The sequence below is a fragment of the Streptomyces sp. WM4235 genome, from assembly GCF_001279725.1.
In the GTDB taxonomy this organism is placed as follows: Bacteria; Actinomycetota; Actinomycetes; order Streptomycetales; family Streptomycetaceae; genus Streptomyces.
Map to the genome: position 1 here is coordinate 128653 of NZ_LGDE01000425.1, position 22250 is coordinate 150902.

The 22250-nt window shown below is 74.4% G+C and carries 22 protein-coding genes; 8 read left to right on the forward strand and 14 right to left on the reverse strand.

Annotated elements, in window-relative coordinates:
- Positions 1-371 precede the first annotated feature (371 nt).
- From ADK55_RS25350 to ADK55_RS25360, 3 genes are all read right to left on the reverse strand, one after another.
- Positions 372-3284, reverse strand: coding sequence for a poly(A) polymerase (locus ADK55_RS25350; RefSeq protein ID WP_053682099.1), 2913 nt, complete (start codon positions 3282-3284; stop codon positions 372-374).
- Complete coding sequence (locus ADK55_RS25355) at positions 3284-5071, reverse strand: RNA ligase family protein (protein WP_053682136.1); 1788 nt, start codon at positions 5069-5071, stop codon at positions 3284-3286. Before ADK55_RS25355 ends, ADK55_RS25350 begins: the two co-directional genes overlap by 1 nt.
- Before the next feature lie 159 nt (positions 5072-5230).
- A complete protein-coding gene (locus tag ADK55_RS25360; protein WP_053682100.1) occupies positions 5231-5866 on the reverse strand; it encodes a TIGR03086 family metal-binding protein in 636 nt (211 codons plus the stop codon).
- A 62-nt stretch (positions 5867-5928) separates the two neighbouring features.
- Here ADK55_RS25360 and ADK55_RS25365 point away from each other — a divergent pair, with 62 nt between their 5' ends.
- A complete protein-coding gene (locus ADK55_RS25365) occupies positions 5929-6948 on the forward strand; it encodes a helix-turn-helix transcriptional regulator (RefSeq protein WP_053682101.1) in 1020 nt (339 codons plus the stop codon).
- 147 nt (positions 6949-7095) lie between these two features.
- Here ADK55_RS25365 and ADK55_RS25370 read toward each other — a convergent pair whose 3' ends face one another.
- The 4 genes from ADK55_RS25370 to ADK55_RS25380 form a co-directional block, all read right to left on the reverse strand.
- Positions 7096-7752, reverse strand: a complete 657-nt coding sequence (locus ADK55_RS25370; RefSeq protein WP_053682102.1) for an NAD(P)-dependent oxidoreductase — start codon at positions 7750-7752, stop codon at positions 7096-7098.
- Positions 7753-7961: 209 nt separating this feature from the next.
- The gene (locus ADK55_RS25375) at positions 7962-9446 is read right to left on the reverse strand and encodes a hypothetical protein (RefSeq protein WP_053682103.1); all 1485 of its coding nucleotides are present in this window, start codon (positions 9444-9446) and stop codon (positions 7962-7964) included.
- Between the two features lie 80 nt (positions 9447-9526).
- A complete protein-coding gene (locus tag ADK55_RS38770) occupies positions 9527-10033 on the reverse strand; it encodes a hypothetical protein (RefSeq protein WP_159041546.1) in 507 nt (168 codons plus the stop codon).
- Positions 10034-10119: 86 nt separating this feature from the next.
- Positions 10120-11862 carry a VanW family protein gene (locus tag ADK55_RS25380; protein ID WP_324611204.1) on the reverse strand — a complete coding sequence of 581 codons (1743 nt, stop codon included), beginning with the start codon at positions 11860-11862 and terminating at the stop codon, positions 10120-10122.
- 229 nt (positions 11863-12091) lie between these two features.
- On the opposite strand from ADK55_RS25380, the gene ADK55_RS25385 reads away from it, so the two are divergent.
- From ADK55_RS25385 to ADK55_RS25400, 4 genes are all read left to right on the forward strand, one after another.
- Positions 12092-13099 (forward strand): NUDIX domain-containing protein, encoded by a 1008-nt coding sequence (locus tag ADK55_RS25385; protein ID WP_053682104.1) that lies wholly within the window; start codon positions 12092-12094, stop codon positions 13097-13099.
- Positions 13100-13161: 62 nt separating this feature from the next.
- Positions 13162-13692, forward strand: coding sequence for an SRPBCC domain-containing protein (locus tag ADK55_RS25390; protein ID WP_053682105.1), 531 nt, complete (start codon positions 13162-13164; stop codon positions 13690-13692).
- A gap of 137 nt (positions 13693-13829) precedes the next feature.
- Entirely contained in the window at positions 13830-14492 is a 663-nt protein-coding gene (locus ADK55_RS25395) for a GCN5 family acetyltransferase (protein ID WP_053682106.1), read from the forward strand.
- A 76-nt stretch (positions 14493-14568) separates the two neighbouring features.
- Entirely contained in the window at positions 14569-15084 is a 516-nt protein-coding gene (locus ADK55_RS25400; RefSeq protein ID WP_053682138.1) for a hypothetical protein, read from the forward strand.
- 70 nt (positions 15085-15154) lie between these two features.
- Here the strand turns inward: ADK55_RS25400 and ADK55_RS25405 are convergent, their stop codons facing one another.
- Positions 15155-16654: a DEAD/DEAH box helicase gene (locus ADK55_RS25405; protein WP_053682107.1), complete on the reverse strand. Its 1500-nt coding sequence runs from the start codon at positions 16652-16654 to the stop codon at positions 15155-15157.
- Between the two features lie 164 nt (positions 16655-16818).
- A complete protein-coding gene (locus ADK55_RS25410) occupies positions 16819-17313 on the reverse strand; it encodes a MarR family transcriptional regulator (protein ID WP_053682108.1) in 495 nt (164 codons plus the stop codon).
- A 104-nt stretch (positions 17314-17417) separates the two neighbouring features.
- Here ADK55_RS25410 and ADK55_RS25415 point away from each other — a divergent pair, with 104 nt between their 5' ends.
- A complete protein-coding gene (locus ADK55_RS25415) occupies positions 17418-17786 on the forward strand; it encodes an HGxxPAAW family protein (protein ID WP_053682109.1) in 369 nt (122 codons plus the stop codon).
- A gap of 161 nt (positions 17787-17947) precedes the next feature.
- Entirely contained in the window at positions 17948-18151 is a 204-nt protein-coding gene (locus ADK55_RS25420) for a cold-shock protein (RefSeq protein ID WP_053682110.1), read from the forward strand.
- A 93-nt stretch (positions 18152-18244) separates the two neighbouring features.
- Here the strand turns inward: ADK55_RS25420 and ADK55_RS25425 are convergent, their stop codons facing one another.
- Together ADK55_RS25425 and ADK55_RS25430 are read right to left on the reverse strand one after the other, a co-directional pair.
- Positions 18245-18850, reverse strand: coding sequence for a TetR/AcrR family transcriptional regulator (locus ADK55_RS25425; protein ID WP_053682139.1), 606 nt, complete (start codon positions 18848-18850; stop codon positions 18245-18247).
- Positions 18851-18875: 25 nt separating this feature from the next.
- A complete protein-coding gene (locus ADK55_RS25430; protein WP_053682111.1) occupies positions 18876-19229 on the reverse strand; it encodes a DUF1304 domain-containing protein in 354 nt (117 codons plus the stop codon).
- Between the two features lie 86 nt (positions 19230-19315).
- On the opposite strand from ADK55_RS25430, the gene ADK55_RS25435 reads away from it, so the two are divergent.
- Positions 19316-20320: a BtrH N-terminal domain-containing protein gene (locus ADK55_RS25435; protein ID WP_053682112.1), complete on the forward strand. Its 1005-nt coding sequence runs from the start codon at positions 19316-19318 to the stop codon at positions 20318-20320.
- Between the two features lie 37 nt (positions 20321-20357).
- On the opposite strand, the gene ADK55_RS25440 is transcribed toward ADK55_RS25435, so the two are convergent.
- From ADK55_RS25440 to ADK55_RS25450, 3 genes are all read right to left on the reverse strand, one after another.
- Positions 20358-20552: a ferredoxin gene (locus ADK55_RS25440; protein WP_053682140.1), complete on the reverse strand. Its 195-nt coding sequence runs from the start codon at positions 20550-20552 to the stop codon at positions 20358-20360.
- A 5-nt stretch (positions 20553-20557) separates the two neighbouring features.
- A complete protein-coding gene (locus tag ADK55_RS25445; RefSeq protein ID WP_078999392.1) occupies positions 20558-21745 on the reverse strand; it encodes a cytochrome P450 in 1188 nt (395 codons plus the stop codon).
- 131 nt (positions 21746-21876) lie between these two features.
- Entirely contained in the window at positions 21877-22215 is a 339-nt protein-coding gene (locus ADK55_RS25450) for a thioredoxin family protein (RefSeq protein ID WP_053682114.1), read from the reverse strand.
- Positions 22216-22250: the final 35 nt, after the last annotated feature.

The window sequence follows — 22250 nt, forward strand, 5'->3', positions numbered from 1 at the left end:
CGTCGAGGATCCGGGGGGATCGAAGCGTGAGTGAACTGCCCGGCGCGGGGGGCGTCAAGGGGTTGAGCGTTCATGAACTGAAGATCCAACGGAGTGTCAATTGCGCGTCAGGCCTGTGAACTTGGGGTTTCTTCAATCCTTGTGAAAAGTATTGACGAAAAAAGCCGGCCGCACTCTACTGAGGCTCCTGACCGCTCCGGCCCGCACTGCCCGCCGAGCCCGCCGCACGGGGAGGGCGGGACGGGGTGGTCGACCGACCACGTTCGGACAGTGGGGCCGGCAGGAGGGTGCTCGTGTCCATGCGTTCGTTACTTGTCGTCGCCGGGAGTCGCCGCGACCGTCGGCCCGGGCATCGCCGGGGGCGTCGGGGCTCAGGCCAGGGTCGGAACGGCCCCGCCCTCCACCCGCTCGACCGTGACTCCCGGCAGGCCCGCCGTCCAACGGGCGACCAGCGGGGACAGGTCGGCCGCGGCCGGCGGGTTCGACCCGAGCCCGATCGCGTAGCGAGCGAGCGTGTCCCGCGACACGAACGGACGGGGCCACGCGTGAGCGTCCCCGACACCGCCCTCCTCCAGCGCGGCGAGCAGCGCACGCAACCGGCCGCGCACGCGGCCCAGCCGCTCCTCGAACTCCCCTGCGTCGCCCCGTACGGTGACCACCGCCCAGGCGGCGTGTCGTCGGTGCGCCGGCGCTCCGGCCGCGGCGAGCGGGCCGTCCGCGCCGGCCTCCAACGCCTCCCAGGCCGCGTACAGCTCCCGGACCAGCAGGTCGCGCGTACCCGGCCCCACCTGCGTCGTGCAACTGCGGACCGGATCGGAGGGGGTGAGCACCGTGACGGGGTCACGGTCGCTCCCGCCCGGGCCGTGCGCGGACGGGAGCCCCGCCCCGGACTCCTGCCCCGCCCGCCGCGCTGCCGCGGATCCCGTCGCCCCCAGGGACACCGGCTCGCGCCAGTCCCAGGCCGCCCACGTCCCGAAGAACTCACGGGACAGCGCGTCGGGAGCCAGGTCGCAGGCCTCCCGCACCGTCCGTGCGGCCATCACCGACCAGGCCAGGCCCGGCAGTCCGCCGAACGGCGCCGAATCCAGGCCCCGCGCCCGCGCCCAGGCCTTCACCTCGCGGGCCAGCCCGGCGAAGGCGGCCTGCCGCGGGCCCACGAAGTCCCGTACCGCGTCGGCGTCGCCGACCGCGCTCAACGCGATCCGCGCCGCCTCGCCCAGCTCCGCCCGTCGGGCCACGGCCCGCTCCGGCTCCATGGCGCCGGTGGAGACCACCACCAGGTCCACGTCCAGTCCGCCCACCCGCAAGCGCAGCCCCGGCACCCGCGCCCCCGGTACCGACCGCAGCCGCTCGGCCTCGGGCAGCGCCGCCGCCACCCGGCCCCGCACCTCCTCGATGCGGACCTCGCCGGCCAGCGCCGCCACCAGGTCCAGATCCGCGTCCGGCAGCGCGCAGCCCATCCGCCGGGACCCCGCCACGTGCACCACGCCCTCGCCCAACGCCGCCGTGATCCGGGCGAGGACCGCCCCGGGATCAGGACGGCCCCGGTCGGCCGACGAATCCGTCGACGGGGGGATCGACGGCTCGATCGACGGCTCGGTATCGGGTACCCACCTGACCTCGCCCGTGCCCAACTCCACCGTCGCCCGGACCTCCATCGGTCCGTCCCCGCGCCGCGACAGCACGGCGAGCGAGCCGACCCGCGCCCGGCGCGTTCCGCCGCCGAGGCGGGCGCCGAACTCCGCGACCGCCCGCCGCGGATCGTCGCTGCGCCCCAGCGTCAGGTGCGGGGTGTAGCCCTCGGCGCGGCCCCGGCAGCCGGGGAACCGTGCGGCCAGTGCCCGTCGAAGCTCCTGCCAGGGCGCGGCGCCGTCGGCGGCCGGGTCCAGCCACAGCGTGGCGTCCTCCCGGTGCCCGAAGTCGTGTACGCCCTCCAGGCGGGCCGTGAACGGGGAAGCCTCCGCCGCGACGTGCGCCAGCAGCGGCATCGCCGCCTCGAACGCCGACTCGGGAACGAAGCCGAAGAGCAGGTTCACGTGCGCGGGCCACCGGTCGACCCGGGGATCGTGGGCTCGCCGAAGGGCGTTCACGGCCGGGTCGGCCGGTGGGAGCCAGGCCACGGCCGTGCGCGCCGTCGCCGCCACGTCCAGGCGCGCGGGTCCCTCGTCCGGTGCCTCGAACCCCACCGTCGCCTCCACCCCGAAATGGTCCGAGACGAACAGCCCGTCCGGGCCGGGGACGTCGCCCCGCAGCGCCGCCGAGCACACCACGCCCGACGACCGCAGCAGGATCCGGTCCAGTCGCGCGGACCGTCCAGAGAGCGAGCCCACCGCCGCCAGCGGGTTCACCGCCGGATCGAAGGTCGGCGTGTCGTCCGCCGCCCCGTGTACCTCGGTCCAGGCGTCCCGGAGTCCGAGCGCGGCGGCAGGGCCCTCGGCCCCGGTCCGGCCGTCGTTGAAGTCGCCGACGAGGGCGATCGGGGCGTCGACGGAGCCCAGGCCGTGGGCCAGGGAGGCCAGTTCTCCCGTCCGCCGGTCCGCGCCGTGTTCGCTGTGGTCGCTCGTCAGGTGGGTGTTGGCCACCACCAGGGGCCCGGCCGCGGTGTCCACCGTCACGGCGATCACGGCCTTGTGCGGGCGCAGTTCGTGCAGACCCGCCTCCCGCACCGGCAACCGGCTCAGGATCAACAGCCCGCACTCGACGACGTCCCGGCCGCGCGGGTCGGCGCCCACCGTGTACCGCTCCCGTACCCACGGCTGCGCGAGCAGCATCGTCAGCAGCGCCGGTTCGACCTCCTGGAGCGCGATCACGTCGGCGTCGGCCCGGGCCAGGTCGGCCAGGAGCATCGGCCTGCGCAGCGCGGTGGAGATGCGGGGCGCGTCGTACCGGTCCCACAGCGTGTTCCACGTGACCAGCCGGACGGCGTCCACGCGGGGGGCGTCGGGGTCCGGCTCGGCCGGCCGCCAGGCGCCCTCGCCCGCCGGGTCCCACGCGTGCGGGATCCGTACGGTGAAGAACGGCGCGTCCAGCAGCCGCGGTTCCTCGATCCGACCGGCCCGCGTGCCGTCGATCACGTCCAGGCCGGTGGCCCGGTCCCACACCAACTCGCCGTCCGCCTCGACGAACAGCACCCGGTGCCAGGGGATGTCGCCCCCCGGCACGAACGACGGCAGGGGCACCCGCTTCGGGGCGGCCCCGCGTTGCAGCAGCCCGAGCGTGAACCGCGCCGGATCCAACCGCGGGTCCCAGCGCACCTGGTGGTAGAGCTCCTCGCTGGTACGCATCACAGGTCCCCGTCCCGTTCCGCGACGGCACCGGCGGTGTCCTCGACCCGGCCCCCCGCGCCGATGTACCAGGTCCGGTGTGCCCGGCCCGGATACGGCGGAGCGAACCGCCGCAGCTGTGACTCCAGCACCGCCGCGGGCACGGGATGCGGGCGGACCGTGTTGCGCCGCACCAGCTCCGCCTCCTCGACCCACACCACCGCGTGGGTGACCAGAGCGTCCCGGCGGCGCGCGACCGCGCCCGCCAGACCGCGCTGTTGGTCATTGAGGGAGGTCGCGTCCCACACCACGGTGCCGCCGGTGCGCGTGGCGGCGGCCAGGGCCAGGCTCAACCGGTCGAGGCCCTCGCGGAGCACGTCCGCGTTGTCCTTCTGGTCGCCGCGCGCACCCCGGGCGGCCCGCAGGTCGTCCAGGCTCACGTACGCGCTCACGCCGGGCAGCGACCCGGCGAAGGTGCTCTTGCCGCTGCCCGAGGGGCCGCACAGCTGGATCAGCCGGGGGAACGCCCCGTCGCGCCACCGCCAGGTCGCGGCCACCGCCTCCTCGGCGGTGCGCGCCCTGCCCAGCGCGAACGCCTCCCGCGCCTCGGCCCAGCAGCGGTCCGCCGCGTCCGCGTCCACACCCGCCACGCCGTCCCGCAGCCCCGACCGCAACAACCCCAGCGGGTCCGGCCCGAGCAGCCCCGCGTCCTCGGCGCACAGCGCGGACCACTCCACGCACTCCCGGGCGGCCCCGTCCGCCGCGGCCCCGGCCAGCGCGTGCAGCACACCCAGGTCGGCCGCGGCGGCCAGTCGCACCAGCCCGGCCCGCCGCTCCTCGTCCGGGAACGGCCGTCGCAGCACCGGGTACAGCCCGACCAGGTCCGCGACCCGCCGGGCCGTCGCCATCCCGAGCGGCCCGGCCGCGAGCCGCGCCCCGAGGGCCGCCCGCCGCTCACCGCGCAGCGCGGCGGCCAGCACCCCGGTCAGTCGTGCCTCGCCGGTGCGCCCGGCCCCGTCCAGGCGGGCGGTCACCTCCGCGACGACCTCCTCCGTCGACGCGGCGGACGTCCCCGGGGGGTCGACGGAGGGCACGGGGGGTTCGGCGTGCGCCGCCGGACCCGCCCCGACCGCGTCCCGCAGCGCCGCGACGTCCGGTTCGGAGCCGGACCGGACCGCCCACAACGGGGCCCGCCGCCCGAGTCCGTTCGGTACGACCTGCGCGTACATCCAGTGCGTGTCGGTCTGTACGTGCCCCACGCGGACCCACTTCGCGACGTACCGACCGAAGTCGGCGCGCGTGAACCCGTCCACCGTGCGGACGACGTAGCCCTCCTGGCGGTTCGTGTCGAGCCGCAGCCGGCGCAGCGCCCGCTCGTCGAAGACCCCACGCCACAGGACCCTCGGGCTCGGCACACCGATCCCGTGCAGGAACCGCACGGTGCGGTCCCAGTCCAGGCAGGAATCGCCGTCCCACACGGAGAACCCGTAGAACCAACTGTCCAGGTCCTCGTAGGCGAGGGAGTGACGTGCGTACAGGTTCTCGCCGCACACCCGCCAACCCGCCGGGATCCCGGCCCCGATCCGGCCCTGCAGCGCCTTCACCCACGCCCGCGACGGATGGTGCCCCGAGTCTAGGGAGCGCGCGTGCGACCCGTCGGAGTACAGGGTGGTGTTCTCCCCGTCGAGCTTCTCCGTGACCACCACCTCGCGTCCGGCCAGAGCCGAGAGCCCGGAGGCGCGGACATCGTCCGCGCTCGCCCCGGGGGACCAGGGAAGATGCGCCGTACGGGGGTAGTGCGTGCGCATGGTCCGCTCCTGCTCGACGACGTGGTGCCCCGTCACTCTAGAGAGCCGGAGGCGGCCGGATCCACCCGATTTCCCCAGGTGAACGCGGCCCCGACCGCATGTGCGGGGCGCTGGACGCCCCGCGCCGCGGCCCGTCTCCGGGGCTCCGGGGCCGCCCGTTCAGGGGCGGCGGCCCGCCCACGCCACGAGCCGGTCGATGGCGGGAGCGTCGGCGGCCACGTCCGTGACCGGACCGAAGGGGATCGGCCCGCCGCGCGCCTCGGCCGGCAGGACCCGCCGCACGAGCGTCAGCGCGCGTTCCACCAGGGACTCGTCCCACACCGGCCGCTGCCCGGTCGCGCGCGCCAGGTCCCAGGTGTGCACGGTCAGCTCGTGGCTGTACATGAGCGCACCGGCCGCCCCCGGCAACCGGCCCACGGGAAGCCGGAGTTCGCGCCCCAGGATCCCCGGGTCGGCCCACACGTCGGCGACCTCGCGAGCGGCGGACTCCCAGGCGCCGCCCCACGCCCCGTCGGCCAGTTCGTCGGCGAAGGACGGCACGCTGAAGGGGTCCTCGCCGCGCCCGATCACCGCGATCCGCCGCACGACGGCGACGAGGTGGCTCGACAGCCGCCGGACGTCGAAGTCCTCGCACGGGGTCGGGGCGTCGTACTGGTCGGGGCGGACGGCGGCGAGGGTGCGGCCGGCGAGTGCGATGGCCGTCGCGAGGTCGTCGCGCGGGTCGAGGGCATCGGCTGCCGGCGTGGCGGCCTTGGTGGAAGGGGACTGCTCGAACGACGTGGTGTCTGTGGTCATGCACGCCATCCTGGTCATCAAAGTGGCCACCTTGTGGCCTGTTTTTCGAGCACAATGAACCCATGAAGGCTGACCGTCTGGTGGCGATCCTGCTGTTCCTCCAAGAGCGTGGTCGCGTCACCGTCTCCGAGGTGGCAGCGGAGTTGGAGACCTCCGAGCGCACCGCCCGTCGTGACCTGGAGGCGCTGGCCGCGTCCGGCGTGCCCGTCTACTCCCAGCGCGGCCGCGGCGGCGGCTGGTCGCTGGTGGGAGGGGCCCGCACCAACCTCACCGGACTCACCGCCGACGAGACCCGGGCGCTCTTCCTCGCCACCGGCCCCCTCGCCGTCACACCCGAACTCCGCACCATGCTCCGCAAGTTGGTACGGGCCCTGCCCGCCACGCTGCGCGCGGACGCGGAGGCCGCCTCGCGTGCCGGCGTCACGGACACCACCGACTGGTCCCGCAACCCCGCCACGACGGACACCCGGCACCGCACCGCGCTCCAGGCCGCCGTCGTGGACGGGATCAGGGTCCGCCTCGGATACGAGGGAGTCGGCAAACCGGCGGGGGTCCGCGAGGTCGAGCCGCTCGGGCTCGTCTCCAAGGCGGGAGCGGAGTACCTGGTGGCCGGCACGGAGCGGGGCCTGCGCACCTTCCGGCTGAGCCGGATCGTCTCCGTCGAGCCGACGGGCGAGCCGGTCGTCCGGCCGCCCGACTTCGACCTGGCCACGGCGTGGCGCGCGCTCGCCGAGACGATCGAGGGCGGGATGTACGCGGCCACGGCCCGGGCCCGCGTCGAACCGTCCGTCCTGCCCCTCCTCGGCCGACTGCTCGGCGGCCGACTGCGGGTCGGCGAGCCGCTGCCCGACGGCTGGACCGAGGTGTGGGTCGACGGTCCGGCGCCCCGGGCCATCGCCGCGAGCCTGGCCGGGCTCGGCGGACGCGTGGAGGTGCTGGAACCGCCCGAGGTGCGGCGGACGCTCGCCCGGACCGGCGCCGAACTCACCGCGCTGTACGCCGACGACGCACGGCCCCCGGGAGCCGACGGCGCCGAGGCCGACCCCGAGGACGACAGGCCCCCCGGGCGCCGCGTCGACTGACCGGGCCGCGCACCGCCACCCGCGCGCCCGGCAGCCGAACCCCCGCGCCGCGCGGCCGACCGTCGATGTGCTCGCCCGGGGCGCCGGCGATCGAACCCCGCGCCCGCGCCCGCGCCCGGCGAGCCGACCGCGCACCCGGGCCCGCGCTCAGTACCCGACCGTGAACCGGCGCCCCGCGTGCGCGTCCCGCTCGACCTCGTCCACCAGGGCGACGGCGTAGTCCTCCGTGGAGATCCGGCTCAGCCCCTCGGCGTCCACGATCAGGTCGTCGAGTCCGAGCCGGTACGTCCCCGTGCGTTCGCCCGGCGCGATCAGCGAGGCCGGGCTGAGGCTGGTCCAGTGGACCTCCTCCACCGGCACGGTGAGCAGGAAGTCGAGGGCTTCGCCATGGGCGCGCATGACCGCCAGGACCGGCTCCGGGACGTCCTCCTGGTCCCAGACCTGCCGACCGCCGGCGGTGCGCAGCGAGCCCGCCCCGCCGACCGTGACCAGCCGGGGCCTGGACGTCTCGTCGGTGCCCAGTGTCTGCACGCCGCCGATCAGGGACCTCGCGGCGGTCACGATGGCGCCCGCGTCCCCCGGACCCGGTCCGAAGGCACTCACCACCACGTCGTGCCCCTCGGCGGCCTCGGCCACCGACGACGGGTCGAGGACGTCGCCGCGCGTCACCGCCGCACCGTCCGGGTCGGGGAGCCGCTCCGGGTCCCGTACCACCGCGGTGACCTGGTGACCGCGGCCGAGTGCCTCGTGCAGCACCCGACCGCCGATGGTGCCGGTCGCGCCGAACAGGGCGATCCTGGCCATGCCCGCTCCCTGGGTTCAGGGGCCCCGTGCGGGCCCGCCCCGCCCATGAAACCGAACCCGTCAGGCCCGGCCCGGAAGCCGGGCCGGAGCCAGTCGGATGACGCGCCGCCGACGGGGTGACGCGACGGCCCCGCCGAACCGCGCCCCGCCGACTCCCGGCCCGTCGACTCCCGCGCGGGCGACCCCCGGCCCCACCGAACGGCGCCGGGTCAGCCCGAGACCGCCTGGACCGGTACCGCCGCGGCCAGCCGTCCGCCCGCCGGGAAGTGCAGCCGGTCCAGCCTCGCCGAGTACGGCCACTCGCGGGCCCGGTGGAAGCACAGGTCGCTCGGCAGCGGGACCTCCCGCAGGTCGGCGGCGTACGCCCCGTCCGGCAGCTCCGCCACGGCCGCCGCGAGCAGCGGATCCGTCGAGCCCGCCCACTCCGAGACCGGGGTCGGACGCGGCCACGGTTCACCGGTGTTGGGGAACAGCCACTGCGTCACGCCGGCGATCCGCGCCGCGAAGTCAGGCCCGCCGGCGGCCCGGCGCACCCGCCGGACGAGGTCCAGCAGCAGGTCGGCGGGAGACTCCGCGAGGAGTTTCACCTCGGGGTATCTCCGGAGCGCGGCCGGGTCGGCGGGCACGGAGACCGCGTACCCCCACTGCCCGGCCTCGGGGTCGATCCGGATCTGGACGAGGGCGCCGCCCCGCCCGTACCGCACGCCGGCCAGCGGCCAGTACGTTCCGTCGCCGCCCAGCATCCGGTGCAGTTCGGGATCCACGCCGAGGGCGTCGCCGCCCGGCCGCAGCCACAGCGTGGGCAGGCCCGTGACGGTCACCGAGCCGAACTCGCGGAGCACCACCCGGACGTCCTCGGGGACGGGTACCGGCCAGCCGTCCATGACGGAGTCCGCGCTCCCCGGTTCGAGTGCGACGTACGAGGGGAACTCCGCCGCCAAGGCGCGCAGTTCCGCGACCGCGCGGTGCGGGGCGTCCTCGGGCGACGCGTGCCGGCGCACCGGACGGCCCAGGAAGTCCCCGCTCACCACACTGTGCAGGAGGAGCACCCGGCCGTCGCCCACCAGCCGGAACCGCACGTCGCTGCCGCTGGTGTCGGCGGTGCCGTGGAGGGTGGAGAAGTACGGTTCCCAGCCCACCCCGCAGGGGTACGCGGGCAGGGCCCGCAGGTCGACGAGGTCGGTGAGCGGGTCCCCGCCACCGACCAGGGCGGCGAGTTCGGAGTCCGGGCCCTCCGCCACCGCGACGCTGGGGACGGCCTTCACGAACGTCCCGGGTACGGGTCGCTCGGCGCCCTCCGCGAGCCGCTCGGCGAAGCCGGTCAGCCACCGTACGAACTCCGGGGCCTCGACGGTGACCTCCGGGTCGTCGGCCCGGTGCGGGAACACCGCCACCACCGGACCCCAGTCGCCGGTCCCGGCCCCCACGATCAGCGAGCCCTCTCCGTAGTCCAGGTCTCCCAGGGTCCAGTGGCCGTCGGTGAACACCTGGCGGCCGCGCGGCCCGAAGACGAACTCGCTCTCCCCGGTCCGCACCCCGCCGATCTCCCGCAGCACGGCTCGCAGCGCCTCGGGCACCTCGACCCGCCAGGCGTCCATCTCGGAGTCGGTGAACCCGTCGAGGACCTCCACCTCGCCCGCCCGCTCCCGCGCCAGTTCCCGCAACGCGCCGACCACCGCTGCCGAGTCGGTCATGCCCCACACTCCCCGTGTCGTCCACCCGCCGGCCCCGCTGCCCGACGACGTCGTCCCGAGGCTATGCGCCCGCACTGTCATCAGCGGCACAGGGCCACGATGGACGGTGACACCGTCCCCTTGGCCGCCGCGCACAGCGGCGCCATGTCGTACGAGCGCCTCGGCGCCGGCCGGGCTCCGGGCCGTACGGACTCCCGCCCGCGGGGCTTGGCGGCGGGCGCGCGGTGCGCCGGGCGGGCCGGCGCGACGGGCGCGGCGTGCCGCGGTACCCGCCCCGTGCGTCGCGCCGGGGCCGCCGGCCCGGGGGCCGTGCGCGGCGGCGCGGCCCGCCCGGGGCCGGCCGGCCGCGGCGCAGGGGCGGTGTCCGGTGCCGCCGTGGCGGGCGGGGCCGGCTCGGAAGGAGCGGGGAGGATCCGCAACGGCCATGCCTCCACGACCTGTTGCGGGGGAGCGGGGGTCGCGGCGGACACCGGCGGGGGCGTCGTTCCGGTGGTGTCCGTCGGCCGTACCGTCACGCACCCGGCGGTCAATGCGAGCGCGAGTACGACGAGGGCCAGGGGCACGGGCGGAATCCGGCGCGGCTGCATCCGCCCACCCTGCCGTACCCGTGCCCCGTCCCGCGCCCGACGTCACACGGACGGGTGAGCGAGCCGCGCGGACCGGCGGAGGTCGCTCAGGCCCCGCAGGTGACGGCGTCGCGCGGCGTGTAGCGGGTCTTCATCGTCTCGCGCCTGACCTCCTGGCCGCCCTTCACGAAGATCCGGTCGACGGCCACGTCGAAGCCCTCCAGCGGGGTCTGGGTCTCGCACTTGGGGCCGCTGCCGGTGCGGGAGGCCGGCGCCTTGACGTTGGTGCGCGGGCCCTTGACCGCCTTGACCTCGTCGTACTTCCCGGTGCCGAGGAAGGTGACGGTGACAGAGGTGTCGGTGGCCGTCGCCTGGATGTACAGGGCCCGGCCCGTGTCGTTGGCGAAGCGCAGGTCCAGGCTGCCCCAGGCGACCGTGGCCTCGCGGCCCTCGGGGTAGCGCTCGATGTAGAAGGAGTGCGCCCCGTATTCGAGGGGTTTGACGCCGGCGAAGAACATCGCGTTGAAGACGGTGGTGGCCACGGCCGAGACCCCGCCGCCCGCGGCCTTCTCGTACACACCATTGTTGATCATGAGGCCGTCGACGAAGCCGTTCTCCTTCGTCCGCTCGCCGACCCGCCGGTTGAAGCTCCACGTCTCGTCGGGCAGCACCACCGAACCGTTGATCAGCTCGGCGGCCCGGCCTATGTTCGTGGTCCGGTACGGGGCCCGCTCGAACGGGACGGTGAAGGTGGACACCTGCTCCGTGATGCCGAGTTCGCGCACCGACTCCCGCGTGAGCCGCGGCCGGACCGACTCGGTGGCGACCTCTCCGGTGCGGGCGGCGGCCCCGGCTCCGGTCAGCAGCGGCAACACGGCCTTGCCCAGCGTGGCCTCGGTGACCTGGCGGCCCGGTTTCCCGTCCTCGACGACGGTGACCCGGCCGTCGTCCACCCGGAGTTTCGCCTCGACGGGGCCCCGGGTGGCCTGCCGCAGGGGTCCGCCGAGGGCGGGAGCGGCGAGCAGTGCCTTCGCGTCCAGGCGGGGGGCCAGTCGGCCCCGGCCGTCGTCCTTCAGCGTCAGGTGCCTGCCCAGCAGGGTGGGGGACACCGATATGCGCCTGCCTTCGACGGTGAGGGTGACCGGCGCCGACACGGCCGGTCGCGCGAACTCCTTCAGCGCGCGGTCCGTTTCCTGTCGGCCGACGCGCGGTTCGGTCGTGCGGACCGGCAGTTCCACGGGCTTGCCGGCGGCCGTGGGGTACGCGGCGCGCAGCGCGTCCAGGGACCGGTCGGCGTCCACGGCGATGCCCGTGACCGGGGCGACCGCCTCGGCCAGGCCCTTCTCGAAGGTGACGGAGCCCTCGCGGGCCGCGCGCCCGCTCTTCTCGCCCACCCGGTCGAGGGCGGCACGGGCCGTCTTCTCGTCGAGGCCGACCACCGGCCGTACGTCGGGGTCGCCCGAGGCGAAGAGGCGTCCGATCGCGGTCAGCGGGTCCGAGCCGGAGCGCGCGGCGCGCTCGACGGTCGCGGCGGTGTCCAGGGAGAGGCCGAGGGCGCCCGGGGCGAGGCGTTCGGAGCGTTCCCCGACGCGCAGGACGACCGGTGCCGCGGCGTCCGGGCCGAGTTCACGGTCCAGGGCCCGCCGGGCCTCGGCCCGGCTCATTCCGCCCAGGTCGACCCCGCGCACCTTCGTGCCCGCGGCGATGTCGCTTCCGGTCAGGAGGAGTCCGGCGACGTACAGGCCGCCGAAGCCGAGCACCGCGACGCCGCCCGCGACACCCGCGACGACCGGTGCGGTCCACCGCATCCCGTCGGCCGTTCCGGTGTCGGTACGGGAAGCGCGTCGCATGTCGGCTGGTTCTCCTCGATCCGGTGAAGTGGTCGGACCGGCGGCTTTCACACGGCCGGTCCGCACGACGGAAGCTATCAAGATCGACATAATCAGGTAATAAGAAGGTATGGATTCGGTAAAGCCGAATCGAGCCATCCGGCAGGCCGGGGTGTCGGGGCGTCGTAACCCGGGGGCCACGCCCGCTGTTGCACAACCGGCGGGTCCACCCACGGTGAACGGAGTTCCAATGCCGCAGCTGACCGATGACGCCGAGCGCGCGGGTACCTGGATGACACCGGCGGAGTACGGGGCCTCGCGCGCCACGCTCTGGACCGCGGCCGTCGTGCTCGTCACCGACCCCGACGGCCGGATCCTCCTCCAGACCGTCGACTACCGCCCCGACCGGCTGCTGCCCGGCGGCGCCGTCGACGCCGGGGAATCGCCGGCCGCCGCGGCCGCCCGCGAGATGCGCGAGGAACTCGGGGTCGAGGGCCGCTATCCGCAGGGGCTCGCCGTGGACTGGGTCCCCGCCGACACCCCCGGCTTCCCCGCCGAGATGCGCTTCCCCGGCGAGATCCTCCACGTGTACGACGGCGGTACCTGGAGCCCCGAGCGCATCGGGTCCGTCCGCCTCCCGGCCCAGGAGATCACCGGCATCGAGTTCGCCGAACCGGCCGACCTGCCCGCCCTGATGGACGCGGGTGACGCCCGCCGCGCCCTGTCCGCCCTGCGGGCCCGCGTCAGTGGCGGCGGCCCCGCGCTGTTGGAGGCGGGCCGCCCCACCAACCCCACGGCGCTGGACCGGCTCGGCGTGCTGCGCACCCGCCGGATCCCGGAGCACGGAACCTGGCACCGCGGCCCGGTCCCCGCCGGCCTGCCGGTGCGCGACCGGGCCGGTTGGCTGTTCGCGCCCGACGGCCGGGTCCTGCTGCTGATCGCCCGGGCGACCGGTGCGGCCCACCTGCCGACCCCGGAGGCCGAACCCACCGCGGGGCCGGTCCCGATCGGGTACCGGTACGACGGCCAGGGCGCCCACGCCCGCGGCGCGGCCCGCCTCACGGCCGTGCTCCCGAGCCGTGACCCGGCGTACGCCCGCCTCCTGGCCACGCCCGAACAGGTCCGCGAGCTCAGCGACTGGGGCCCCGCCGGCCACGAGGAACTCGCCGCCGTGCACGCCGCCCGCACCCACCTCTGCCTCCCCGTCCCGCCCCGCACCCCGCCCACGGAACTTCCCCCGGAGGGCGCCCGTTGGTGACCGCCCGGCCGCGGGCCCGGGAAATCCGCCCCCAACGGTGCGCGGTCCCCCAGCATGGGGACATGAGCGACAGTGCGATCACCTACACCCTCTACATCCAGGCCGACCCCGACCGGGTCTGGCAGGCCCTCACGGAGCCGGCCCTGACCCGCCGCTACTGGGGCCTCAGTTTCGAGACCGACTGGGCGGTGGGCTCGACGATGGACTGGATCGAGCGAGGTGCCCGCACCAGCGATCCGGCCCAGGTCGTCCTCGACTGCGTGCCGAACCGCCGGCTCTCCTACACCTGGCACACCTTCACCCCGCAGTGGGCCGCCTCGGTGGGCGTCGGGGAGGAACTGCGGGCCGAGTTGGCCGGCGAGCCGCGCACGGAGGTCGCGTACGAGATCGAGCCGGTCGGGGACACCCTCGCGCGACTGACCATCCGCCACGAGGGCTTCGTACCGGGCGGCACCCTCATCGGCATGTGCGGCCGGGCCTGGCCGATGCTCGCCTCCAGCCTCAAGACCCTGCTGGAGACGGGAGCGCCGCTGCCCGAGCCGGGACACGAGGGCGGGCAGGGAGCCGGGGGACACGAGGTCCACGAACGCTGACCGGGCGCCGGGACCGGAAACGCGGACGGGTCGACGTCGGGCGCCCCGACCCGACCCGCTTGTGGTGCCCCTGACATGATCTCCGTCAAGTCGTTCCACCGACAACAGGTCTGACGGGCCGGAGAGCGAGTACGACCATGGGTCCGAGCCTGACGGAGATACTCGACGCGGCGGCCGTCGGGCACTTCCCACCGCCCGACGGCGGCACGACCGTCGTCCCGCAGGAGAGCGGACGCGACGCGGGCGTCATCGCCTTCACCGCCCACTCCGTGGTGTTCACCGACGAGGACCCGGACTGGGTCCGCTCCACCCTCGCCGCCCTCACCTGCGACGGCCTCGCCGCCACCATGAACCCGCGCTTCCTCGCCGCGTTCCTGGACCGCACGGGCCGCGGCCACGACACCATCGACCTGCTCACCGTCGCCGGTCCGCTGGCCGGCCCGCCGCCACTGGAACTGTCCGAGATCGTCGACCCGGACCACCCCCGGGTCCGCCGGGCCCTGCGACGACGCCACGACATACGGGTCTGGTCCGCCGCCGGCGGCGTACTCGTCCTCGGTCGTGGGATCGCCGACCGCTGGGAGGCGGCGATCGAGGTGGACGAGGACGTGCGCCACAAGGGCCTCGGCCGGTCCCTGGCACTCGCCGCCCGCCACCTGGTCCCTGACGGGGCGCCCGTCTGGTCCCAACAGGCCGCCGGGAACGCCCGCAGCATCCGCGCCTTCCAGGCCGCCGGATACCGCCCGATCGGCGCGGAAGCGCTGCTCCTGGCCCCTGAAGCCGCCCGTGCGGCCCGCTGACACCCCACCCCCGCTCCAGGCCGCCGGCGCCCCCCTGGGAACCGGGAGCCCGCGGGTGTCGTGTGGAATGGACGTCATGGGGAGAGCCGAGAACCAGACGCACGGGGCGCCGGGAGCCGCCCCGGCACCTCGGGCCGAGGAGTCGACCGCGCCCGAGTACTGGTCCTACACCCGGCATCTGGTCTCCCTGGCCGCCGCGGCCGGGCACTCGGAGGCCGGGGCGGTGGCCGCCGTACTGCGCGACGCGGACCGCGTCATGGCGGAGAGCGCGGTGGTCACCCACCTCGACCGCAGGGCCGCGCACCTGCTGGACGACGACGGCTTCCCCGCCTGGGCGCGGGCCATGGAGGACGTGTTGAGCGGCCGGGACTTCCCGGCGCGCAGGCTCCACGAGTGGAACCTGCTGAGGTCGATCACCGTCGACGAGTTCTGGTCGGCGCAGGAGCTCACCGGTGCCTCCGACTGGTGCCAGCGGACCGCCGTCGCGCTGCTCACCTCACGCGCGGCCCTCGGCCTGCTCGCCTCCGCCGCCCGTACCCGTCGGGTGCGCAACGCCGCCGTCCAGCGCCTGCGCAAGCTGCCGGAGGCCTGACCCGCGTCACCCCGGCCGACGGCTCGGTCGCCGGGGTGACGTGTCGGTTCGCGAACCGGGGCCGGTCGGGTCAGAGACCCTTGCGGACCCTGGCCGCGCGGCGGGCCTCGGCCTGCTGCCTGGCCTCGATGGTCTTACGGGACTCCTTGCCCTTCCCGGGGCGCCCGGGGCGGGTGCCGATGCCCCGGAAGCCGAGGTCCGTCCCGCTGGGCCGCCCCTTCGCGTCGGTCGCCGCCGCGCCGGCGAGCGGCACCCCGGACGGTGCCTTCGCGCCGGTGATCCGGCTGAGCGCCGCCTCGCCGGAGCGGACCTGGGTGATGGTCGGGCGGATCTTCGCGTCGGCCATCAGACGCACGATGTCCCGCCGCTGGTTCGGCGTGACCAGGGTGACGACCTTGCCGGACTCGCCCGCGCGGGCCGTCCGGCCGCCGCGGTGCAGGTAGTCCTTGCTGTCGGCCGGCGGGTCCACGTTGACCACCAGGTCGAGGTCGTCGATGTGGATGCCGCGGGCGGCGACGTTGGTGGCGACCAGCACGCCGATCAGCCCGTCCTTGAACTGCCCGAGCGTGCGGGTGCGCTGTGGTTGGGACTTCCCGCTGTGCAGCCCCTCGGCCCGTACGCCCATGGCGCGCAGGTGCTTCACGAACTGGTCGACGCCGTGCTTGGTGTCGAGGAACATCAGCACCCGGCCGTCCCGCGCGGCGATCTCGGTCGCTGCCGCGACCTTGTCGGCCGTGTGGATGTGCAGCACGTGGTGGTCCATGGTGCCGACCGAGGCCGACTGCGGGTCGACCGAGTGCGAGACCGGGTCCTTCAGGTAGCGGCGCACCAGCTGGTCCACGTTGCGGTCCAGGGTGGCCGAGAACAGCATCCGCTGGCCGGCGTGGTGCACCTGGTCGAGCAGCTCGGTGACCTGCGGCATGAAGCCGAGGTCACACATCTGGTCGGCCTCGTCGAGGACGGTGATCCGCACCCGCTCCAGGTGCACGTCCTTGCGCCCGATCAGGTCGCTCAGGCGTCCGGGGGTCGCCACGACCACCTCCGCGCCGGTGCGCAGGGTGCCGGTCTGCCGGCCGATGGACAGGCCGCCCACGACGGTGGCCATCCGCAGCGCGAGGGCCTCGGCGTACGGGGCGAGGGCCTCGGTCACCTGCTGGGCCAGCTCGCGCGTCGGCACGAGGATCAGCGCGAGCGGCCGCTTCGGGTCGGCGCGCTGTCCGGCCGTGCGGGCCAGCAGCGCCAGACCGAAGGCGAGGGTCTTGCCGGACCCGGTCCGGCCGCGCCCGAGGATGTCCCGTCCGGCGAGGGAGTTGGGGAGGGTGGCGGCCTGGATCGGGAACGGCTCGCGCACGTCCAGTTCGGCCATCGTCTTCACCAGCTCGGCAGGCAGGTCGAGCTCCGCGAACGACGTCACCGGCGGGAGGGCCGGGCTGACGGTCCTGGGCATCGAGAACTCACCCTGCGGACCGAGGGTCCGAGGAGTCTTGCCGGAGCCCTTGGCCCCGGACTTGCTGCCTGTCCTGGCGCCGGGCTTGATGCCGAAACGCCCATGAGCCGACGGGTTCTTCATGCAGAACCTTCCGTGAAGAGAACACAACGCGAGCGGGGAACGTGAGGGCGGACGACAACGAGCCGGGGCCCGTACCCCTCGGTACGGGCCCCGGCTCGTCGTGCACGTCCGCACCGGGCGAAGGGCCCGCGCTTCACGTTTCCCGCCCATTTTACCAGTCGGTCCTATGGGGTGAGCGGCCCCAGTTCCCCGGACCGGACCTGGGCCAGATGGGCGCGGGCCTCCACCGCCGCCCGTCCGAACCAGTCCGCGATCACCGCGACCTCGTCGGGGGTGTACTCGGCGAACACGGAGCCGAGGCGGTCGTAGAAGGGCTGGTACACGGCGAAGATCCGGGCGGCCCCCGACGGATCGGCCACCACCCGGACGCGGCGCCGGTCGCCCGGGTCGGGTCGCCGGTGCGCGTACCCGGCCCGTTCCAGGCGGTTGAGCACCCCGGTGACGGCGCCGGTGGTGAGGTTGGTCAGTTCGGCCAGTTCGCCGGCGGACAGGGGGGTCTCCCCGGCGCCCAGGACGTGGCCCAGGCAGGTCAGGTCGGTCACGTTGATCCCGAGGAGCTGCGCCACCTCCTGCTGACCGATCACGCCGAGGGCGACGTACTGGTCCATGCGCGAGATCGCCTCCCCGGCCGTGGCCGCGGGGCGGGGCTTGCCCTGCACGCAATTTCTCCTTAGCATCTAAGTAACTTAGCTCGTGAGATGTTTACTTTGTGAGGTAAGTCATCCTGTTCCGAGCCTACTGCCGCCCTTCCACCGGGAGAATCATGAGCGCCCACGGCCACGTAGACATGGGCCACACCGTGGCCGGCTGGACCGGCACGACCCTCGCCCTGCTGGGCGCCACCGGAGCGGGCGCCGCCCTCTGTGCCGCCTGGGCCCCCGGCATCTGGCTGGGTCTCGCCCTGGTCGCGGTCGCGGGACTCGTCACCTGGGTCCTGCACCTCGCGGGCTGGGGCAAGCCGAGCGGGCCGCGCCCCGAGTCCGCGTGGGACTGGCGCGTCCGCGACACCACCGCGCGCACCGGACACGCGAACTGCCTTGGCTGCCGGGCCGCCGGACCCCGACGGGCCGCCGCGGGCGCCCTCGAAGCCCGACCGGTCGTGTCGTTGTCCGCCGGCGACGGCGGCTCCTGACCGCACGGCCCGGCGCCGCTCACTCCCGTCACGGACAACTCGGCCAGAAGTTCGAGCCGACCCGGTTGGCCGCGCCTGGAGTGTGTCGACGGCGACGGGTGGGCACTATCGAGACGGCCGCACGTGCGGCCCGAGTGGAACGTTGTGAAGGATCAGTACTGATGGCAACTGGCATCGTGAAGTGGTTCAACTCCGAGAAGGGGTTCGGGTTCATCCAGCAGGACGACGGCGGTCCTGACGTGTTCGTGCACTTCTCCGCCATCCAGACGACCGGCTTCAAGGAGCTGGCCGAGGGGGCGAAGGTCGAGTACGACGTCACCCAGGGTCCCAAGGGTCCGCAGGCGGAGCAGGTGACCACCCTCTAGTACCGCCTCACGCGGCCGATCGCCGTGGACGTGAGCCCCGCCGGTTCCTCCGGCGGGGCTCACGCGTACCCGGGGCGAAGGAACCGGTCGCGCCTATCCCGCCCGGTGCAGGGCCATGAGGAGCGGCCAGAGCCGGTTCGCGAGTTCCACCGGGTCGGAGTCCGGGATGTGCTCGTGCAGCCAGTCCGCGAGGACACCGGTGAAGGTGGCGGCCACCGCGGAGGCGACGAGGTCGGGGCGCGGGGCGCCCACGGCCTCGCGCTCGGCCCGGGCCCGGGCGCGCAGCTCCCGGTACAGGCGGTCGCCCAGCGGGCCGCCGCCCCCCGGGAGGAGCAGGGCGCGATGGAGCGGACCGCGGGCCGCCGCGTCCGCGAGGAACTCGGCCAGGGCCGCCGGGGGCCTGACCGGGGGGAGCGCGCCCGGGATGCCCTGCCAGGCGTGGAGGGCGTCGACCGCCGCGTGCACCACGTCGGCGCACGCGTCCACCGCCAGCGCGGTGAGGTCCTCGTAGTGCAGGTAGAACGTCGCGCGCCCGACACCCGCCCGGCGGACCACCATCGAGACACCGACCTCGGCCAGCGGGCGGTCCGCGCACGCCGCGAACAGGCTCTCGCGCAGCCGGGCCTTGGTGCGCGCGGTCCGCGGGTCCTGTGCGCGCGCTTCCCTGCCGCCCGGCCGGTCGGAGCCGGTTTCCGGCACGGAGTCCTGTGCGCTCACGGGGCGTTCACCCGGCCGACAGCGCCGCGCCGAGGGCGAGGGCGCCGGGCAGGGCCTGGGCGATCAGGATCCGGCGGTTGGCGGTCGCGGCTCCGTAGACGCCCGCGACGATCACACAGACGAGGAAGAAGATCTGCGTGGCGAGGGAGTCGATGACCAGCGACCAGACCAGCCCCGCGGCCAGGAAACCGTTGTAGAGCCCCTGGTTGGCGGCGAGCGGTGCGGTGAGGCGGGCGGTGTCCGCGTCGAACCCCGACAGGGCCCGGCCGGGCGGTCGCTGCCACAGGAACATCTCCAGGACCAGGAAATACAGGTGCAGTGCGGCGACCGCGCCGATGAGGACCTGAGCGACCGTGTGCACGGGCTGTCTCCCTTGGTTGATTTCCTGGACAACTGTACAGGAACTCGCGGGTCGGGAGCCGGTGATCGCGCGGCTAGGCTGGCCGCATGACTGTGCTCGTGTACGAAGACTTCGGCACCGGACGCCACCGCGAGGCCTCCCTGATCCGCCACGCCCTGGGCAGCGCCCACGACGAGGAACTGGTCGCGGGCCTGGCCGGCGGGATCGGCTTCATGTACTTCGTCTTCGAGTACGCCGGACGGACGCCGATCGCGACGATCGTCGCCCAGTCCCACCCCGAGCCCTGGGTGCAGGTCGCGCTCGGACGCCTCGGCGTCCCGTACGACGCCACCCGGGCGATGAAGCCACGTTGGGGCCGGGTCCGCGCCGCGCTCGACGAGGGGCAGCCCGCCTTCTGCGTCGTCGACCGCTCCTCGCTGCCCTGGCACGAGCCCGACCCCGAGGCCGAGATGACCGGCGCCGACCCGCACACCGTCGTCATCGCCGGGTATGACGGCGACGACCTGTTGATCGAGGACGGGGCCGAGACCCCGCACCGGATCGACCGCGAGGAGTTCGGGGCGGCCTGGACCGCCCACCGCAAGGGCCGCCACCAGCTGATCGTGCCCACCGGCCCGCCGGAGGGGGATCCGGACGTGGACGGGGCCATCGCCGCCACCGTCACCCACCTCACGGGCCCGGTGCTGGGGAACCAGTTCGACGTCAACTTCGGCTTCACCGGCATGGAGAAGTTCGCCGCGCAGTTGCGCGACACGACCACGAAGACGGGCTGGGAGCGTCGTTTCGGCGTTTCCCCCGAGGCCCTCGCGGCGGGCACCGGCCGGCTCCACGCCTGTCTGGAGGAGGAGTGGACCGCGCCGGGCGCCACCCGGCCGCTCTACGCGGACTTCCTCGACCTCGTCGGGCGGCCGGAGGCGGCGGAACTCTTCCGGGAGTCCGCCGGGCACTGGTCCGCCCTGGCCGACCTCGCGCGGGCCTGCGATCCGCACTCCGACGCCGACGGGCGACGGGCCCTGTTCGACGCCTGCGCGGAGCACGTGGACGCCTGCCTGGAACTGGAGGGCCGGGCGGTCGAGGCGCTCCGCAAGTAGCGACCGTCAGCGCCCGCCCCCCGGCCGTCCGGGATCCTCAGGCGTCCTCCAGGGAGATGGCCGCCACCGGGCAGGCCCGCGCGGCCTCCCGGACGAGGGGGCTGCCGGCGCCGTCCTCCCGTCCTGCCAGCAGCTCGCTCAATCCGTCGTCGTCCTGCGTGAACACCGTCGGCGCGGTCAGCGCGCACTGGCCCGCACCGATGCAGACATCGTGGTCGATGGAGATCCGCACGCCGCTCACCAGGCCACGGGCAGTTCGATCATGCCCTGGATGGTGTCCCCGGGTTTGAAGGGGATCCGGTCGGGATCGGCCGCCAGTCGTAGTCCGGGCAGCCGCCGGAACAGCGTGCCCAGGGCGATCTCCATCTCGGCGCGGGCCAGGTTCTGCCCGAGGCACTGGTGGATGCCGAAACCGAACGCCAGGTGGTGGCGGGCCGGCCGATGCCAGTCCAGGTCGTCCGGCTGATCGAACACCGACTCGTCGCGGTTGATGACCGAGGTGGAGAAGATCACCCCGTCGCCGGGGCCGATCGTGACCCCGCCGACCTCGATGTCCTCGGTCGCCACCCGCAGCATGCCGTCGGCGATCGACAGGAACCGCATCAGCTCCTCCACCGCCTCCGAGATCAGCGACGGATCCGCGCGCAGCTCCGCCAGTTGCCCGGGGTGCCGCAGCAGGGTGAACGTGCCGAGGGAGATCATGTTCGCGGTGGTCTCGTGACCCGCGACGAGCAGGATCACGGCCAGCGCCACCAGCTCCTCGACGTCCGTCTCGCCCGTCTCCAGCCGCCTGGCGATGAGTTCGTCCAGCAAGCCGTCGCCGGGGGCGGCGCGCTTGCGGGCGATCAGGTCCGTGAGATAGCCGTCGAGTTGTCGGCGTGCCTCCTCGACGTCGGCGACGTCGGGGCCCCGCAGCAGCCGCCGGGACTGCCCCTCGAAGAACTCGTGGTCCTCGTAGGGGACTCCGAGCAGCGCGCAGATCACCATGGACGGCACCGGGAGCGCGAAGGCGCCGACCAGCTCCGCCTGCGAACCGGCCGCCGTCATCTCGTCGATCAGCCGGTCCACGGTCTGCTGGATCGCGGGCCGAAGGGCGGCGGTCCGTTTCAGGGTGAAGCTCGGGATCAGCATCCGGCGCTGGGTGTTGTGCTCCGGATCGTCGACCCCGAGCAGGGCGGTGCGGCGTCCCGTCAGGCCCTTGAACCGCTCGGTCGGGGCGGGAAAGTCCGAGTTCAGCCGGTCGGAGGAGAGTCGGGGATCGGAGAGCAGGGCGCGCGCCTCGGCGTGGCCGGTGACCACCCACACGGAGCGGCCGTCGAAGAGGGTGACCCGGGAGAGCGGGCGGCCCGCCCGCAACGGCTCGTAGGCGGTCGGCGGGTGGTAGGGACAGGTTCGGTCCTGGGGAAAGGCAACGGTCTCTGACATGCAGCACCTCGCGAGCGATGGTTCCGTCTTGCCGGACTCCATTACATGCCTGAGGCACCTATCTCCCCCATACCACTTTCGGCCAGACCGCCCCAGGTCACCCGAACGGGCCCGCGAGCACCCGTCGCCCCTCAGACGTGGGCGTCCAGGAAGGCCTTGAGCTCCTCGCGCGCCATCGGCCCGGAGTGGCTCGCCACCGCCAGGCCCGCCCGGACGATGACGACGGTGGGGGCCCCGGTCACCTCGTGGCGCCTCGTGGCCTCGGGGCAGCGGGTCATGTCGGTCCGTACGACGGTCAGCCGTGCCTCGTACTCCTGCGCCACCTCGCCGACCAGCACGTCCATGGTCCGGCAGGCCTCGACGGCCTTGGGCCAGGTGCCGACGAAGTAGCCGAGGACCGCCCCGGGAGCCATGCCCAGGATGAAGTCGAACTCCTGGTCCTCGCGTGGCTGATGTACCAGACGTGCCATGTGCCGAGCTCCTGCGTCGCGATGGGTGGACGACC